This window comes from gamma proteobacterium symbiont of Axiagastus rosmarus (genome assembly GCF_059730925.1).
In genome coordinates, this window is record NZ_AP035925.1 from 2,776,684 (window position 1) to 2,793,087 (window position 16,404).

Annotated in this window: 13 protein-coding genes; 5 read left to right on the top strand and 8 right to left on the bottom strand. The window is 57.3% G+C overall.

The window, feature by feature from the left end:
* Window positions 1–8: 8 nt before the first annotated feature.
* Both idi and AC6I8F_RS13055 read right to left on the bottom strand, forming a co-directional pair.
* A complete protein-coding gene (gene idi, locus AC6I8F_RS13050; protein WP_282954256.1) occupies window positions 9–542 on the bottom strand; it encodes an isopentenyl-diphosphate Delta-isomerase in 534 nt (177 codons plus the stop codon).
* Between the two features lie 193 nt (window positions 543–735).
* A complete protein-coding gene (locus tag AC6I8F_RS13055) occupies window positions 736–2,631 on the bottom strand; it encodes a methyl-accepting chemotaxis protein (RefSeq protein ID WP_498028099.1) in 1,896 nt (631 codons plus the stop codon).
* A 397-nt stretch (window positions 2,632–3,028) separates the two neighbouring features.
* Here AC6I8F_RS13055 and AC6I8F_RS13060 point away from each other — a divergent pair, with 397 nt between their 5' ends.
* Window positions 3,029–4,441 carry a hypothetical protein gene (locus AC6I8F_RS13060; RefSeq protein ID WP_498028100.1) on the top strand — a complete coding sequence of 471 codons (1,413 nt, stop codon included), beginning with the start codon at window positions 3,029–3,031 and terminating at the stop codon, window positions 4,439–4,441.
* Between the two features lie 43 nt (window positions 4,442–4,484).
* Window positions 4,485–5,057, top strand: coding sequence for a hypothetical protein (locus AC6I8F_RS13065; RefSeq protein ID WP_152391209.1), 573 nt, complete (start codon window positions 4,485–4,487; stop codon window positions 5,055–5,057).
* 158 nt (window positions 5,058–5,215) lie between these two features.
* Here AC6I8F_RS13065 and AC6I8F_RS13070 read toward each other — a convergent pair whose 3' ends face one another.
* A complete protein-coding gene (locus AC6I8F_RS13070) occupies window positions 5,216–5,719 on the bottom strand; it encodes a TSUP family transporter (protein WP_498028101.1) in 504 nt (167 codons plus the stop codon).
* Between the two features lie 40 nt (window positions 5,720–5,759).
* On the bottom strand, window positions 5,760–5,918 hold the full coding sequence (locus tag AC6I8F_RS13075; protein ID WP_498028102.1) for a hypothetical protein: 159 nt from the start codon (window positions 5,916–5,918) through the stop codon (window positions 5,760–5,762).
* Between the two features lie 100 nt (window positions 5,919–6,018).
* On the opposite strand from AC6I8F_RS13075, the gene AC6I8F_RS13080 reads away from it, so the two are divergent.
* Window positions 6,019–6,912, top strand: coding sequence for a LysR substrate-binding domain-containing protein (locus AC6I8F_RS13080; RefSeq protein WP_282954257.1), 894 nt, complete (start codon window positions 6,019–6,021; stop codon window positions 6,910–6,912).
* A gap of 51 nt (window positions 6,913–6,963) precedes the next feature.
* Here the strand turns inward: AC6I8F_RS13080 and AC6I8F_RS13085 are convergent, their stop codons facing one another.
* Window positions 6,964–8,073, bottom strand: coding sequence for a suppressor of fused domain protein (locus AC6I8F_RS13085; RefSeq protein WP_166709811.1), 1,110 nt, complete (start codon window positions 8,071–8,073; stop codon window positions 6,964–6,966).
* Between the two features lie 226 nt (window positions 8,074–8,299).
* Between AC6I8F_RS13085 and AC6I8F_RS13090 the strand changes: the two genes are divergently transcribed.
* Window positions 8,300–8,593, top strand: a complete 294-nt coding sequence (locus AC6I8F_RS13090; RefSeq protein WP_058757834.1) for a hypothetical protein — start codon at window positions 8,300–8,302, stop codon at window positions 8,591–8,593.
* Here the strand turns inward: AC6I8F_RS13090 and AC6I8F_RS13095 are convergent.
* Both AC6I8F_RS13095 and bglX read right to left on the bottom strand, forming a co-directional pair.
* On the bottom strand, window positions 8,584–9,465 hold the full coding sequence (locus tag AC6I8F_RS13095; RefSeq protein ID WP_141496528.1) for an oxygenase MpaB family protein: 882 nt from the start codon (window positions 9,463–9,465) through the stop codon (window positions 8,584–8,586). The two genes, AC6I8F_RS13090 and AC6I8F_RS13095, sit on opposite strands and share 10 nt — an antisense overlap.
* Window positions 9,466–9,610: 145 nt before the next feature.
* Window positions 9,611–11,908, bottom strand: coding sequence for a beta-glucosidase BglX (gene bglX, locus AC6I8F_RS13100; RefSeq protein ID WP_031279874.1), 2,298 nt, complete (start codon window positions 11,906–11,908; stop codon window positions 9,611–9,613).
* Between the two features lie 155 nt (window positions 11,909–12,063).
* Between bglX and dld the strand changes: the two genes are divergently transcribed.
* Window positions 12,064–13,773, top strand: a complete 1,710-nt coding sequence (gene dld / locus AC6I8F_RS13105) for a D-lactate dehydrogenase (RefSeq protein ID WP_498028103.1) — start codon at window positions 12,064–12,066, stop codon at window positions 13,771–13,773.
* 109 nt (window positions 13,774–13,882) lie between these two features.
* Here dld and AC6I8F_RS13110 read toward each other — a convergent pair whose 3' ends face one another.
* Window positions 13,883–16,327: a DUF3772 domain-containing protein gene (locus tag AC6I8F_RS13110; RefSeq protein ID WP_498028104.1), complete on the bottom strand. Its 2,445-nt coding sequence runs from the start codon at window positions 16,325–16,327 to the stop codon at window positions 13,883–13,885.
* Window positions 16,328–16,404 lie beyond the last annotated feature (77 nt).

The window sequence follows — 16,404 nt, forward strand, 5'->3', positions numbered from 1 at the left end:
GCGTTGGCTCAGGCGGTGAGGCGGAAATCGCCCAGCGTGTTGGGGATGCGCGGAAAAGTGTGCAGGAACCACGGCGTGAATTTTGCCGGATTGTCGCGCATCTCCTGCTGAATCTGTTCGACAGAGCAGTAGCACCAGTCGTCGGCCTCGTCGAGATTAAGCACCGGCGCTTCGTCACTGATGGCGAAAAACACGTGACCGTACTCATGTTCGATCAGACCGTTGCTGAGCGGCAGGTTATAGCTCAGTTCAAACACCGGCGTTAACGCCAGATCCAGTCCCATCTCTTCACGCAGGCGGCGCTCAGCCGCATCGCGCGTCGGCTCCTGCGGGTAAGGATGGCTGCAGCAGGTATTGCTCCACAAACCGCCGCAGTGATACTTGCTTTGCGCCCGGCGCTGCAGCAACAGTTCATGGCGCGAATTGAACACGTAAACCGTTACCGCACGATGCAGCAATCCTTTCTCATGCACTTCCAGCTTTTCCATCTTGCCGGTGGGACGATCGAGGTGGTCAACGAGGATAACTTCAATGGCGGGCATGACAACTCCTTCGGAAAAATCCCCACTATTGTACACAATAGCGGAAGCGGCAGCGGAGAAAATCGCGCACATTCCGTGCGCTGGCGCGATAAGCAGTAAGCTTAGCAGCCAGCGGATAATTCTGGAGAATAAGGCAGGAAAAAGCGTGACAGCGGCGCAAAAAACGCGCCGCTGTGCTTTCTGACGGGATGAATTACAGTTTGAAGCCGTGCACCACCTGCTCAAGCTGCACGCTCTGCTCTTCCATGGCGCGCGCCGCTGCCGAGACCTGCTCCACCAGCGCCGCGTTCTGCTGGGTGCTGCCGTCAAGCTGGGTAATCGCCACGTTCACCTGTTCGATCCCCATGCTCTGCTCGCGGCTGGCGGACATGATTTCGCTCATCAGCGTTGTGACGCTGCTGACGCCCTGCATCAGCTCGTCCATGGTTTGTCCGGCCTGCTCCACCAGCTGGCTGCCGGTGTCGATATTGGCCACCGACTCTTCAATCAGCTTCTTGATTTCGCGCGCCGAGTTGGCGGAACGCTGCGCCAGATTGCGTACCTCCGAAGCCACCACGGCAAACCCGCGACCCTGTTCACCGGCGCGCGCCGCTTCTACCGCCGCGTTGAGCGCCAGAATGTTGGTCTGGAAGGCGATGCTGTCGATGACGCTGATGATATCCACCACCTTACGCGAGGAGTGATGGATTTCGCCCATGGTGCTGACCACCTGACGCACCACTTCACTGCCGCGCGCCGCCACCTGGGACGCGCCATCTGCCAGTTGGTTGGCGTGCGTGGCGTTGTCGGCGTTCTGGCGCACCGTGCCGGTCAGCTCTTCCATCGACGCGGCGGTTTGCACAATGGAACTCGCCTGCGATTCCGTCCGAGCCGAGAGATCGGCGTTGCCGCTGGCAATTTCGCGTGAAGCCGCGGTAATCGCCAGTGCGCTGTCGCCCACCTGGCGCATCAGCCCCTGCAAATGGGCGATGAACTGGTTAAAGCTTTGCGCCACAGCATTGAATTCCGGGCTATTGCTGGCCGGCAGACGCTGCGTCAGATCCGCACCACCGGTCGACAGCGCTTCGATATTTTGATGCAGCAGATTCAGGCGTTTCATCATCGCGCGGACAAAGCCAAGCAGCACCAGCAGCAGCAGAATCGCCAGCGGGATCTGGACCAGGCCGAGACGGGTCAGCATGCTGTGCGTCTGCGCATCCAACAGCGCGGACGGCACGTCGCTGGCCAGATACCATGGGCTGCCGGGAATGGCCTGCAGGAACAGCGTGTGCTCACCATCTTCTCCGCTGAAGGTGGTTTGCGACGGCTGAGAACCGGCCTGTGCCAGCAGCCCTTTCAGCGCCGCCGCCATTGGCAGCTGGGTATCAGCCAGATTTTCCAGCTTCGGCGTACCCTCCAGCAGCGCGGCATTGCCGACCACTTTGCCGTCCGCTTCGACAATCAGTACGCGGCCATGAATCGCCTCACCCATCTGCTGCGCCAGCTGGTTGAAAAAGCCGAGCGTGACGTCAATGGTTGAGACGCCCCAGACAGTGCCGTTACGGTAAATCGCCATCGCGCAGTTGGTGCGCGGCTGCGGGCTGGCGGCATCCTGATAAGCCTTCGCCCACGCGCACTGGCCCTTCTCGGCGGCCATGCCGTCTTTGTACCACGACTGCTCCCAGTATTTGTCGGCAGCATCGGAGTTCCAGTAGGTGTTGACCTGCAGCTGGTTGCTGGCGTTACGCGCAAAGAACGAGCTGTCTTTCTCTTTCGCCGGATCGCGCCGGTTAGGTAACGGCCAGATACCGCCGCCGAACACGTTGCTGTCCTGATACTGGTTAACCAGCGCCGGCAGCAGCGTATCAATGGCGGCGCTGTCCATCACGCCCGCCGCTTCGGTAATCGCACGCTGCTGCGCCTGCACGCGGTTCATCTGCTCGACGATACGTCCGGCGAGACCATCCACCTCATAGCGCACCAGCCGGCTTTCGTTCTGGCTAAGCTGTGGCGCGATGAACTGGTTGATCACCAGGACGGTGACCAGCATAAGAACAACGAAGAATGCGACTAAGGTCGCGGTGAAACGGGATTGTGTGGTTTTTAACATCGGTGTGCCCTTACCCTGGTGTGGCGAGTTGCCTGATCGAGGTTAACGGCTTGTTACAGAAGAACTTGAGGTGCGCAAGATCACAAAATGGTTAACTGATTGAATAACATGATCATAAGAGCGCTTATTGTCACTGGCCTTACCCTGCCCCCTTTCTGACCGCTCTGGTGTTAACTTCTGTGCCAGTCGCTACGCCAGGCTTTCGGCCTTCAGTTCGCCGTCCGGAATTGTCCTGAAAGGGAATGTGGCGCAAGCGCTGGTTCCGTTGTGTTGTGCTAACAGCGGACGTACTCGCCCCACGTATAGTGCATTTCTAAGCTGCCCACGCACAGAGCCTAAAAATTTGCTGCAAGATGCCGATACATGAACTTCTTAATCAATATATGAAGGACCATATATGTACTTCGTACGCTCTTTAATTCGTCTGCTTTCTTTGCTGTCTCTCCTGCCGTTTTCTTGCGTCCAGGCTGCAGATATGCCCGAATTAACAGGTGTCATCACGAATCCCTTTTCCGTTACCCGCATCCACGATCGGGTAAATTTCATGGTGTCGTTAAACTTCAATAACGGAAAAACGGCGCAACAATGGCGGTCGATTGATTGCAAACAGGGCAAAGCACAGCTCCTGTATAAGGATCTGTTAAATGATAAGGGCTTTACCATCGCTCGTTATTACGGTAACAGCTATCTCCGGTATGCGCCTGCACAGGATGATCAGCAAATTACCGCAGACGATATTCACAAGGTGTGCAAACTCCCCATAAAAGAGGCTCAGTGGGAAAAGTTATCAGCCACGTCTGAAATCGGCACCACCAAACTGGTCGATGTGAATAGCATTCAACACACTGGCGATATTTTATCGGTTCGTCTGGGATATGATTACGCAGATATCATCTGGGAACCGCCTTACGATGCGCCGCTGGGATTAAAAACAGAACACTACCTGTACAACTGTAAAACCCATCAGGGTGCTGTAATTGCTGCCATGAATTTCGACAGCGAGGGGCGCGTTACAGATTCACTCATCACTGCTGATCTTGTTCGCCGCAAAAGTAGCTTCAAAATTGATACTCAGATGACACAACGTTTCGATCAGCTCTGCCAGTTACCCGCAGGAAAAAAGTTTACCGCTGAAGGACATTTTGTGTCCGCTGCGAATAAGCCAGCATCCACGTTGATGGGGCCATTAATGCCAGACCTGAGTAAAAATAATTCGCAGTGGCTGGATAAGTATTCTCTTTCTGCTGAAATTGAACGGCAGGCACAAGCACTGATTAAACCCTGGGCGCTGCCACGCTTCAAACAAATCCGTTATACCGAAGTAAGCACGCTCGGTAAGGTTGAAGTGCAGCTGGATGCACAGCCAAATGGTTATGTACGTAAGCTGGAAGATTACGGTATCTGGAAGGTGCAACGTTTGACGCTGGCTAATCAGTTGCAGCTTAAGTTCACCATGTCCATCAGCACAGGCGCATCACTCCTTAATAAGTTGCAGACGGATCTGCGTTTTCCGCTAGTAACGGGTCAACAATATCAGGCGCAATGGAAAAGTATTGACTCCGATAAGAAAATTACGTCTTCACGGTTACGCTGCAAGGTAACCTCGATGGGAGACGCAAAGAGCATTGCGGATGAATTTAGCGGCAAATATCTCTTAGTCGAGTGTCAGCAAACTGATTCAGGACAAGCGGGTAGCCGTGTCAGACTCGCCTGGCTGCAGGATCTCAATGTGTTCGTCACCGTTGCTATGCAGGTAGGTGATAAGCCGGAAAGCCTGGTGAAACTGGAAAATGTAAGTGTAATACGTTAATCAGCAGGCAGGCACACAGCATTTATTATTTATGGTATCTGAAATGAGTGAATTTAAAGATTTTGAGCTTGTAAAGGAATCACTGTTAGAGTTTATTAAAAAAAAGGAAGTAAAAGCCAGATTTGCCCATGTCGTGGCCAATGAGTACAACGACTGGGAAAAATGGTTTCAAATTGAGTTTGAATATTTCCTTTTGAATGAGAAGGGTTTTCACACCAGAAGGGAGTTGAAGGCGAAATCTGATCAAAGAAGCAAACTCAATCGTTTTTACATGTTTGTCGATTTGATTTTCAGAAAACCTAATACTGCCAAGGATCAGTACATCTACCTTGAATTTAAGCGGGCAATAAAAGCGACAACGTTAGTCAAAGGAATGTTGCACGACATATCCAAAGTGAATTCGATCGTTAAATCACACTACATTGAGACTGAAATTAAGCAGCGCTCATTTTGGTGTGTGGGTTTTTATCACTCTTTCCATAATTTGACGGTTGACCGTGCACAGGAAGAGATCAAGCAATACTCCAAAAGCTTTCACGAACCGGTGTATCTATGCTCGTGCCGGGGCGCATCACATTATGATGAATGCACAAAAATCGGCGTAGTCATCATCTGACAGGTCTGTTTCCTGCGTACCTGAACCTTGCATAACTGACTCATCACAGCATCGCGCGAAAAGTATTCGTTGCCTATTGCAACTATGACTTATCGTTGCGATGCTGATTGGGCTGACCCGCTACGTTTAAATTATTTCAAGGGTGATAAAGATTAATTTCATGGTGCTCCTGACCAGGCATTAACGATCAATCCTGCGCCGGAAATAAACAGAATGGCATCTATCAGCACGGCAAATTGTGTGACTGACAGTCTCTGGACTATCACCTTCGTGCTCAGGGTGCCCAGCATAATGCCACTGCCCACTAACACACCGGTGAGCACAACCTGCATTGAGAGCGCCTGCTGGAAGGCGAACGTACTGACCTTGCTGAAATATAACAGCAAGGCGCTCGATGCTTCCGTGCCAATAAACGCGCCACGGCTCAATCCATAGGCGGTAAAAATCAGCACGCTCACCGGTCCGGTGGAGAGAACCAGTCCGGTCAGAAAACCCACGAATCCACCACAAAGCCCTAACTGCTTTATCGAGAGTGTCCAGTGACTGTTTTTCAGGTTGCGTCTGACCAAAATCATCACCCAGAAAAACAGACCCAGCGCGCCATCAATGATCCAGGCGGGTAAAGAGAGCAGCACATGCGCGCCTAACGACGCAGCTGGCACGCCAGGAAGACTATAGGCCAGAGTGGCGCGCCAGTCGATTTCACGCCACCAGACCGCGATGCGCGACTGGCATCGCCACTCTGGGGCCGAAATTGCTGACCATCAGCGGCAGCAGCAGTAACGAAGAACCGGTGCCGATGATGCCACTCAGCGCCCCGGAGAGGATCGCGATCAGCGTCACAAAGAGATAATCACCCACTGACTTTCCTCATTTTCAACGGCAAAGCACGCATCTTAATGAGGGCGATTCGATCATAATATCGATAAATATTGCCCACCACTGATACTAAAAGTCACAGATGAAAAAACGTAACCTGCCGCCGTTGAATGCATTGCGGCTGTTCGAAACGGCCGCGCACGCCAACAGCCTGAGTGACGCGGCTGAGGAATTAGGGATGACTCACGGTGCCGTTAGCCGCCAGATCAAAGTGCTTGAAGCGTGGCTGGGGCAACCGTTATTTGAACGCCAGGGACAACGCAGCGTGGCGGCGGAACATGCCCGGGCTTTTGCCGCAGAGATCAGCACCGCTTTTGACATCATCAGCGATGCTGCGGTGCGCTTTGGCAAAACACCCAACACCCGCACGATACGCGTCAATGCGCAAACCACCTTTGCGATGCACTGGTTGATCCCGCGCCTGCCGGCATTCCATAGCCAATATCCTGACATTGAAATCTCGGTATCCACCTCAAACAGTTCGGAGGTGAAAGGGCTATCTGGCTTTGACGTATTGATTCGCCGGGATGCGCTGAACAAACCTGAATGGCGTTACTTTGAGAAGAAAGCGTTATTTGAGGAAAAACTCACCCTGATTGCCGCGCCGAAACTGTTAGCCACAAAAGCGCTGGACACCCCTGCAGACCTGGCGACCCACGTTGTCGTGTTATCCAGTACGCGGTCAGGCGAGTGGGAACGGTGGATGAAGCAGGCTGGCGTCGGCGAGGTGCGTCCGGAACGTTTTCAGCGATTCGAACACAATTATATCAGCCTGCAGGCGATTATTGATGGCGTCGGTGTGGGTATCGGTGGAATACAAATGCTGGGACATGATTTGCAGGGCAACCGGCTTGTCACCCCGTTAGCTGTTGAGGCGAAGGGAAGCCGCTACGTGGCGTTAATTGCGCCTGACGTGGATAAATCATCGTCGCTAAACCGCTTTGTCGCATGGCTGGAACGGGAAGCATCCGCTTAATACCCGCCTGGTCGCTGCCAGAGGGGTATGTCGGGGCTTTTTCGGCAGGCACTACGGTGCGGACTCCACCACTTCCTGGCGCGGACGGAATACATGATCGCTGCCCTGCGCCAGCAAACGCTGCAGCAGCTGCTGGCCGCCGCGATCGTCCGCCTGGGCAAACAGCCGCTCGGCTTCGGTGATCGGCGTCGCCCACAGCAGATTGGGCCGATCGCCGTCGCGCTTCGGCAGCCGCAGTTGCGCGTTTTCGCCCGCCAGCCCGTTGGCCAGCAGGAAGCTTTCAAAGCCGACCGGCGCAACTTCCGACGCCAGCGTGTGCCCTTCGCCAATCCACGTCAGCCGCGCCCACGGCAGATGAGCAAACTCCGCCAGCGCGCTGGCCATCTGTACCGCGTTGGCCTCGGTCATCACTTCGCCATCCACCGCCATCGCCAGCTCTACACGCCGGTACTGCGGTGCCAGCTCATCAAACAGGTAATCCACCTGCGGCATCGGCCGGATACTCATGCCGAGCGTGAAGAAATACCATATGCCGTTATGCCAGTGCTGCGAAATCGCCATCGGCGGCCAGTTGCCCTGATCGATGGCGTAATATTTTACCGACTCACCAAACTGCGCCTGGTAACGCTGCAGCAGCTCGCTCTGCACGCGATCCCACTGCTGGCCATCGTGCCAGTCACGCCAGAAATGACGCTGCTGTTCGGCGCGCGCGTAGTAATCGTTGGTGGAGGCTGAACCGAGCGGCGCGGTGAGACGGTTCTCTTTGATGCAGCCCGCCGAGAAGCTGACCTGCTTGTCCTGATACAGGCTCCAGCCGGGGATTACCGCCAGCAGCTGGCCGTAATACCACAGCGCGGCACCGTCGTCGCTGGGCTCCCACAGAATCTGCAGGCCGGCCGGATCGAGCATCGGCTCCGCTTCCAGCGTGCGGCAATAGCTGGCGCTGAGCAGCGGCGCAATACCCTGCTCCATCGCTTCGCGATCTTCCTGCGCCGGTGCCGGCAGCAGATTGCGCAACCAGCAGCCGCGCACGGCGTACTGACTGCGGAACAGGTCGTTCGGCCAGATATAAAAATAGGCGGTACGCGCATCCTGTTCGACGATGGCGGTTAAAGTGTGTTGCTGATTCGGCACCTCAGCAATCAGAGGTTGGTGTGTCATAACGCCTCGACAATGCCTGGAGGGATCCATTTTCCCCGAGAATAGAGCAGGATCGGCACTCGCGCCATGTGACACAAGGGTAAAACTCTCAAAGTGCGCCAGGCCATCGTTCAGCCCGGCTTAAGAATGGCGGGGGCAGCGGCGGCGAAGCTTCAGATTTTTTTGCGATTCTTTTACCGCTTCGCATGCTATTGTCAGCGCACTCTTCTGTTGCGGAGCTGTCGTCATGGTGCTGCAAACCCTCGATCTCAATCTGCGCGAAATCGTGATTCTCGCCCTGCTGCTGTGGCTGTTTGTCCGCTATACGTGGGTGATGGCAGCCCTGACGCTGATCGTCGGTGCCATCGCGCTGCTGGTGCTGCTGCCGCTGGATATCTACTACACGCTGGTGCCGCTGGCGCTACTGGGCGTTGGCCTGGGCATGCTGCTGCATCACTATCAGCAGCGCCAGCTCCTGCTGAAACGCGAGGCGCGCACGCCGCGTAGCTACACCAGCAAGCAGGATGAATTTCACCTGTAACGCGGATCGCGCCCCATGCGCTGCATGGCACGCGCCCAGGCGCCACGCTTGATTGACCAGCGCAACAGGGCGGCAATCAACGCGATCTGCTTATCAATCCGCCATTGCGTCACTGGGCCGATCGGCTGTTGCATCAGCTGTTGCGCCCAGTCGGGCAGCAGACCACAGCCCGCCCGCAGCATGACGCGCATTGCCGGTTTCGCCTGCCAGCTGGGTGCCGGCGCGTTAAGCAGCAGCTGCATCACTTCGTGAGTACGCGCATCGTAAACCAGCTCTGCCCGCATCGCCTGTAAATAGGCCTCAACCGCCTCTACGCTTTTCGGCACCTGCTGCGCACCAAGCGCTTCCGCCACCCGCGCCGCTTCGGCGTAATAACGATCGCGATCGGCGAGGCTGAGCTGTGGATTTTTGTAGCGCAGATGCGCGGCCAGGAAGCGGCTGGTTTCTGCAACGTGCACCCAGGTGAGCAGATGCGGATCGCTGGCGGCATAAGGTTTGCCGGTGTTATCGATGCCGGTGACGCGCAGATGGATGCGTTTGACCCGCTCAATCAGGGTATGCGCATCGGCGGTGTTGCCGAAGGTGGTGACCGCGATGAACTGGCTGGTGCGCCGCAACCGGCCGAGCATGTCCTGGCGGAAACTGGAGTGATCCCACACGCCCGCCAGCGCCGCCGGATGCAGCATCTGTAGCATCAGCGCGCTGATGCCGCCGCACAGCATCGCGGGAAAGTCGCCGTGCACCTGCCAGATGATGTGGTCAGGGCCGAACAGGCCGGGATCGCCCGGCGGTTGAGAGATGTCAAACTCGTTGAGCGACAGGCCGTTAAGGCGAAAGACCTGCTGTTCGATGCGGTGGCGGAGATTCATCATATTGACGCGTCAGGCTGGTTAAGCTGGTCGGCATGAATGCCGACCCTACAATGTCACGCCAGCATAACATGTACAGGTTAATGCCGCCCCCGGAATGCTACGACAGCATAACCTGTAGGGTCAGCATTTATGCTGACCCTGAGACTCACAAATAATCAAACTGCGCATCCTGGGTTCTGACCGAATCCAGACCGATCATCACGTTGAATTTGCCCGGCTCGGCGACGTGCTGCATCTTCTGATTCCAGAACTTCAGCGCATCGACATCAATCTTAAAGCGCACGGTCTGCGACTCGCCGGCCTTCAGCATGATGCGCTGGAAGCCGCGCAGCTCCTGCACCGGACGGCTGATACTGGCAACCGGATCGTTCAGGTACAGCTGCACCACCGTGGCACCATCGCGTTTGCCGGTATTCGTCACCGTCACGCTGGCTTCGACCGTGCCGTTACGCGGCATGGTCGGTGCAGACATCTTCACCGGTGACACACTGAACTGGGTATAGCTCAAACCGTAACCAAACGGATAGAGCGGACCGTTGACCGCGTCGTAGTAGTGCGAAGTGTACTTGTTCGGCTTCTCGAAATTGTACGGACGGCCGGTTGGCAAATGATTGTAATAAATCGGAATCTGCCCGACCGAGCGCGGGAATGACACCGGCAGTTTGCCCGATGGGTTGTAATCACCGAACAGCACATCGGCGATGGCGTTACCGCCTTCGGTACCGCTGAACCAGGTCTCCAGCATCGCATCCGCCATGCGGTCCTCATTCACCAGCGCCAGCGGACGGCCATTCATCAGCACAATCACCAGCGGTTTCCCGGTGGCTTTAAGGGCCGCCAGCAGCTTCTGCTGGCTCGGCGGAATCACCAGGTCGCTGCGGCTCGACGCTTCATGCGCCATGCCCTGCGCCTCGCCCACTGCCGCCACTACCACGTCCGCTTTTTTCGCCTGCGCGACCGCTTCGTCAATCAACTGCTGTGGCGAACGGGCATCGACGCTAACCGCCTGCTCATACAGGTTGAGGAAGTTCTGGATACCTTTGTTATCGGAAATATTGGCCCCTTTGGCATACAGCACGGTGCCTTTGCCGGCCATGGCGCTGCGCATGCCCTGCAGCAGCGAGACAGATTGCTTCGCCACGCCCGCAGCCGACCAGCTGCCCATGATATCGCGCTGGCTATCGGCCAGCGGTCCCACCAGCGCCACGGTGGCCTCTTTCTTCAGCGGCAGGGTTTCATGCCAGTTTTTCAGCAGCACCATACTGCGGCGCGCCACGTCGCGCGCTTCCGCCCGGTGCAGGCGGCTTTCCGCATTGGTGTCCTGCGGATCGCTGCCTTTCGGACCGAGATGGCTGTACGGGTCGTTGAACAGGCCCATGTCATATTTAACGTTGAGCACATGACGGGCCGCATCGTCGATTTCCGCCATGCTCACCGCGCCGCTTTTCACCAGTCCCGGCAGGTATTTGCTGTAATACTCGTCGCTCATACTCATGTCGATGCCGGATTTCAGCGCAATGCGCACGGCATCCTGCGGATCGCTGGCGACGCCGTGTTTGATTAACTCTTTAATGGCACCGTGATCGCTGATGGTGATGCCTTTGAATTTCCAGTCGTTGCGCAGAATATCTTTCAGCAGCCAGCTGTCGGCGGTGGCCGGCGTGCCGTTCAGCGAGTTGAGCGCCACCATCACGCCGCCGCTGCCGGCATCCAGCGAAGCTTTATACGGCGGCAGATAATCCTGAAACAGGCGCTGCGGACTCATGTCAACGGTGTTGTAATCACGACCGCCTTCCACTGCGCCGTAAGCTGCAAAGTGCTTAACGCTGGTCATGATGGCGTAGCGGTCGGCGGCGCTCTTGCCCTGCATGGCTTTGACCATCGCACTGCCCATCTGCGAGGTGAGATAGGTATCCTCGCCAAATCCTTCAGAGCCGCGGCCCCAGCGCGGTTCGCGCGACACATCCACCATCGGCGCCCAGGTCATGTTGAGGCCGTCGTCTGCCGCTTCATAGGCGGAGATGCGTCCCACTTCGCTAACGGCTTGCAGATCCCAGCTGGCGGCGAGGCCGAGCGGAATCGGGAAAATGGTGCGCTGGCCGTGCACCACGTCATAAGCAAAGAACAGCGGCACCTTCAGGCGGCTGAGCTGCATGACCTGATCCTGCATGGCGCGGATATCCGGACGCGTTACCGTATTGAAAATCGCCCCGACCTGGCCGTGCTGAATCATGTCGCGAATCGCCTCTTTTGGCGTATCCGGACCGACGCTGATCAGGCGCATTTGCCCAATCTTTTCATCCAGCGTCATTTTGCTCAGCAGCTGATTAACAAAGGCGTCACGCGCCTGTTCCGTCATTGGATGGGGGCCGAACAGATCGTCCGCAAACGCGGGTTGCACGGCAAGGGAAACAGCGAGGCTAACAGAGTAAATCCATTTCATCAGGTCGGGTTCTCTTAAGTAACTGCGCAATATCGAAATAACCGGGGCAGTGTGCCACAAGATGAGGATAGCAGGTAGCCGCCATTGTCACACTGCGCCCCCGTGGCCGACGCGTGCTACAGTAGAAACGCCACGTTAACGACAAGGATAGGCTAATGAATAACAACACCTCACACCCTGCCCTGCTGTCCGAGCTGCGCCGTCTGGTCGGCGCATCACAGCTGCTGACCGACGCAGAGCAGACCGCGCGCTATCGTAAGGGTTTCCGTTCCGGCGAGGGCGATGCGCTGGCGGTGGTTTTCCCCGGCTCGCTGCTGGAGCTATGGCGCGTGCTGCAGGCGCTGGTACAGGCCGATGCCATCGTGCTGATGCAGGCCGCCAATACCGGCCTGACCGAAGGTTCAACGCCCAACGGCAACGATTACGATCGCCCGGTGGTGATCATCAGTACCCTGCGTCTCGACAAACTGCAGCTGATCGACGGCGGCAGGCAGATTCTCGCCTTCCCCGGCAGCACGCTGTATCAGCTGGAGAAAACCCTTAAACCGCTCGGGCGCGAGCCGCACTCGGTGATTGGCTCCTCGTGCATCGGCGCCTCGGTGCTGGGCGGCATCTGCAATAACTCCGGCGGCTCGCTGATCAAACGCGGCCCGGCCTACAGCGAAATGGCGCTGTTTGCGCAGGTGGACGCCGACGGCAAGCTCCGGCTGGTCAACCATCTGGGCATCGACCTCGGTCATTCGCCGGAAGAGATTCTCGGCCGGCTGGACGACGAGCGCTGGCAGCCGGATGATGTGCGCTGGGATGCGCGTCACGCGTCCGACCACGAATACGCCGAGCGGGTGCGGGACATTCATGCCGATACGCCGGCGCGTTTCAACGCCGACCAGCGGCGCCTGTTTGAAGCGTCAGGCTGCGCCGGCAAACTGGCGGTGTTTGCCGTGCGGCTCGACACTTTCCCCACCGAGCCGAAGCAGCAGGTGTTTTACATTGGCACCAACGACCCGGCGACGCTCGGCGAACTGCGTCGCCACATACTGGCGGAGTTTACCCATTTACCGGTCGCCGGTGAGTACATGCACCGCGATATTTTCGACATCGCCGAGGTCTACGGCAAAGACACCTTTGTGATGATTGATAAACTCGGCACCGACAAGATGCCGCTGTTTTTCACCCTCAAAGGCCGGGTGGATGCCTGGCTTAGCAAGCTGAGCTTCGTTAAGCCGCACCTGACCGATCGCCTGCTGCAACGCATCAGCCGCTGGTTCCCGGCGCACCTGCCGAAGCGCCTGAAGCAGTATCGTGACAAATACGAGCACCACCTGATGCTGAAGATGTCCGGCGACGGCGTGGCCGAAGCGCAGGCGTATCTGCAGGAGTATTTCCGCGAAGGCGGCGGTGAGTTCTTTGCCTGCGACGCCAAAGAGGGCGCGCACGCCTTTCTGCATCGTTTTGCCGCAGCCGGTGCCGCCGTGCGCTATCACGCGGTGCACGCTGACGAAGTAGAGGATATTCTGGCGCTGGACATTGCGCTGCGCCGCAATGATCAGGAGTGGTTTGAGCGCCTGCCGCCGGAGTTTGATAACGATCTGATTCATCGCCTTTACTACGGCCACTTCTTCTGCCATGTGTTCCATCAGGATTACATTGTGAAGAAAGGCGTAGATGCCCATGCGCTGAAGGAGAAGATGCTGGCGATCCTCGCGGCGCGCGGCGCGGAGTATCCGGCAGAGCATAACGTTGGCCATCTGTATGCGGCCAAACCTCAGCTGCAGGCGTTTTACCGCCAGCTCGATCCGACCAATACCTTTAACCCGGGCATCGGGAAAACCAGTAAGCAAAAAGGCTGGGCGGTGAAAGCCTGAAGGAATTAACGCTGTCCCGGTGGCCATAAATGGCCACCCTACAACCGTCGGGTCGGCATTGATGCCGACCTGGATTCACCACCGCGTGCGATTATGAACCAAACCGTTGTCACGGTAATGGATCGGATTGCTCCTGTGCCGTCGCCGGCAGCGCGCGGCGTTCGATGATCATGGTCTGTGGCGTCGACAGCACGATGCCCTCTTTGCGCAGGCGCGTCAGGATATCGAACAGCAGATCGCTTTTCGCACCGGAAATCTGGCGCTGGCTGGCGACGTTGCCGGTCACGCTCAGCACAATGCCGGCCGGCGTCAAATCTTTAAACGAAACTGACGGCTCCGGCGTTTCGAGAATACGCTCGTTCTCGCGGTACACGTCCAGCAACAGCTCGCGCACCTGCACCGGATCGATATCCAGCGGGAAGGTCAGCTGAATCGTCACCACGCCCTGCGCATTGCCCATGGTGGCGTTACGCACGTTCTGCGAAATCAGCTGCGAGTTCGGCACAATCACCGTGGATTTATCGCCCAGCTGAATCTCAGTCGCACGCACGTTAATACGACGAATATCCCCTTCAATGCCGCTGATGCTCACCAGATCGCCGACCTTCACCGGACGCTCGGTCAGCAGGATCAGACCGGAGATGAAGTTCTTCACAATCTCCTGTAAGCCGAAACCGATACCCACCGACAGGGCGCTGACGATCCACGCCAGCTTGTTCCACTGCAGCCCCATAATCGACAGCGTCAGCAGGATAATCAGCACGTAGCCGATATTGCTGAACAGCGTCACCAGCGACACGCGCATGCCGATGTCCATGGTGGTCTTCGGCAGGAACTCTTTGTCCAGCCAGCGCCGCACCGAGCGCAGCACGTAGATACCCACCACCAGACACAGAATGGCGTTCACCATGTGCGCCGGCACAATGTTGAGCGACTCCAGCCCTTTGCCACCCCAGAACTCAATGACTTTCTGGATCAGCTCAATCGGCGTGGACGAGGCAAACGTGCCGTTGAGCAGCGCCAGCGCGACAAACGCCACCAGCAGAGTTTTACCTACGGCGCTGAGCAGCGTTGCGGCCTGCTGCAGGTAGCGCTCGTCAATATTCAGCGAGGTCTGCAACCGCTTGCCGGTCGCGTTGTTGGTGGAGAACAGGCTTTCACAACCGTCGTTGATCAGATGACTGAGGAAGTAGAACGAGCCAAACAGGATGCCGCACCAGATCACTTCATAGCTGAGGAAGCGCGCCAGCGTGACGTAGCCGACAATCAGCGAAACCAGAATCGCCACGGCGGTGACCGTCAGCGCCAGCTGCACCAGGCCGACGACTGTGGGACGCGCTTCCGGCGGATTGCCGGCCTGCGCCATGCGACGACGCACGCGATTGGTGCGCATGCTGATCGCCAGCCCGGTGCTGCCAATCAGCAGCGCCGTCAGGCCGTTAGCAAAAATGGTGGTGTTCAGGCTGGTGCCGACCGTGTAGTTAAACGACTCGGCGGTCTGGAAGATAAACACCAGCGCGGCGGTAATCGGCGGGAACGGCTTCAGCGCCAGCGCCACTTCACTGGAGATGCTCGGCAGACGCCAGCTCGGGCGGCGCGTTGACAGAAATGCGCGGCCGAGACCGGCGATCAGTCCGCAGTAAACGCTGAGCTGCACCAGACGGCTGATAAAATCCTGCACGTCACTGGACACTTCATCGCGGCGCACAAACGCCAGCGAGAGAAAATTAAAGGTCAGCACCACGGCCGCCAGCGTGGTCAGCGCAATCGCCGCCGCGAGGAAGCTGCGGCGCAGCCGCCCTTCCGGCAGTTTGTGAATGCTGACCCACGCCAGAAACTCTTCGCTGTAACGCCGGCCCAGCGTCATCACCAGCAGCGCCGCCAGCAGCCAGCCGACCGTGCCCACGCGCCAGCCCGGCTCCCACGACAGCGCGGCGGTATCCTGCAGCTCGCTGATAAAGTCGCCAATTTTTTCGCCATCCAGGTCCTGACGGCTGAACAGCGGTGACCAGAAGCGTGGCCCTAAAATACTGCCGGAGTTGAGCGCCAGCTGGCTTTTCAGCTGATCGCGCCGCAGGTTGACGATCTGCGAGGATAGCACCAGCGCCCCGTTTTTGATGCCGTCGGCCTGCTTGATCTGATCATCCAGTTTGCCCTTCTGATTCTCCAGCGCGGCGCGTTTGCGCGTCACTTCCGGCGTCTCTTTCACGCCGCTGTCCGCCTTCGGCGCCGGGCCGAGCACCGCCAGCTGCGCATCCAGCTGCTGACGCTGCGGAATCAGCGCCTGGCCGAGGGTTTCCGCATTACCTGACAGCTCCAGCGCCATCTCATTGAGCTGGTTGAGCTGGTTTTCATTGGTATCGCCAGACACCTGGCCCTTAATTTTGTCGAGGATTTTCTGCATCTTCGGCAGTTCAACCGCCGGATTGACCTTCGGTGCCGCGTCTTCTTCCTGCTGCGCGGGCGCGGCGTTGTCATCCGCATAGCTGAGCGCCGGCGTGAATAACACCAGTAGCAGCAGGAACGGGGTAAACAGAGAACGAAACTTGAACATATGAGTGAGATTCCAGCGCAATAACAGCCTATAAACGCAAGGTTGACCGTGAATGGTCGCCAGTGTAGGACTTTGCC